Origin of the sequence: Pseudomonas sp. EGD-AK9, assembly GCF_000465935.2 — a bacterium.
Classification (GTDB): domain Bacteria; phylum Pseudomonadota; class Gammaproteobacteria; order Pseudomonadales; family Pseudomonadaceae; genus Aquipseudomonas.
This window is the reverse complement of sequence record NZ_AVOF01000647.1, coordinates 1-1023: the sequence shown is the minus strand read 5'-3', so window position 1 is coordinate 1023 and position 1023 is coordinate 1. Positions and strand designations below refer to the sequence as shown.

Here is a 1023-nt window from a genome sequence, read left to right as displayed (position 1 = left end):
GAGCCGGGCGCAATGCTGCTTAGCCAGGCTCAGGGCGCGTTCGCGAATGCCGTGGCCGCGCCACAGCCAGGCGCAGAAGGCGGCGAACAGCATCAGCAGGAAGACATCGAACAGATCGATCATTATGACTCCGGCGGCGGGAGACAGAGCTTAGCAGGCCGTTGAAAAACTACCTACGTTGCCATTGCTGCGTTAAAAACAGACTCGGAATGCTCATTTACAGCTCGTAAACTCCGCTTCCTCGCCTGTTTGACTCGCTGGCGCTCGCCCTTCGGGCCAGCCTTCGGCTGTTACTCCCGTTGGTCGTTGCGCCTTGCACTGGCTGCCTCGCCTACGTTTTTCAACGGCCTGCTAGCCTATCTGCCGCCCGGTTCTCAGCCCATGCGGTCGGGTGGACGCTGGGTGGCTCTCAGCTTTTCTCTTCGCTCAGGGCCTGGTAGCGCTGCTGCAGTTCGGCGCGGATCTGCCGGCGCTGGGCGGCCTGGCGCTGGCGGCGCAGGCCGTCGGGGGTGTCCGGCTGCAGCTCCGGCACCGGCGCCGGGCGGCCCTGTTCGTCCACCGCGACCATGGTGAAGAAGCAGCTGTTGGTGTGGCGCACCGAGCGCTCGCGGATGTTCTCGGTGATCACCTTGATGCCGATCTCCATCGAAGTGCGCCCGCAGTAGTTGACCGAGGCGAGGAAGGTGACCATCTCGCCGACGTGCACCGGCTCGCGGAAGATCACCTGGTCCACCGACAGGGTCACCACGTAGCGACCGGCGTAGCGGCTGGCGCAGGCGTAGGCGACTTCGTCGAGGTACTTGAGCAGGGTGCCGCCGTGGACGTTGCCGGAGAAGTTGGCCATGTCCGGGGTCATCAGTACGGTCATCGTCAGTTGTGCGGTTCCGGCTTCCATAGGTACTCCGTGGGCGGGGGATGGGCGGGACGCTGCAGGACGCCTGCTGTCGTGCCGGCTCGGCGCCGGGATCGCGGCGGCCTCCTGCAAGGACGCCGGCGGGTGCTCGCGCGCCACAGTCCGCGCCC

At 65.9% G+C, this 1023-nt stretch carries 2 protein-coding genes; both read right to left on the bottom strand.

Going from position 1 to position 1023, the window contains the following annotated elements; translation table 11 throughout:
- The coding region (locus N878_RS28575; RefSeq protein ID WP_156350916.1) for a DUF3301 domain-containing protein at positions 1 to 123 on the bottom strand (123 nt) is incomplete at its 3' end.
- A 286-nt stretch (positions 124 to 409) separates the two neighbouring features.
- Entirely contained in the window at positions 410 to 895 is a 486-nt protein-coding gene (locus N878_RS22115; protein ID WP_021445701.1) for an acyl-CoA thioesterase, read from the bottom strand.
- Positions 896 to 1023 lie beyond the last annotated feature (128 nt).

Bases quoted from the DNA above. Each gene is read 5' to 3' on its own strand.
- N878_RS22115 (WP_021445701.1), bottom strand. From the start codon at position 895: ATGGAAGCCGGAACCGCACAACTGACGATGACCGTACTGATGACCCCG.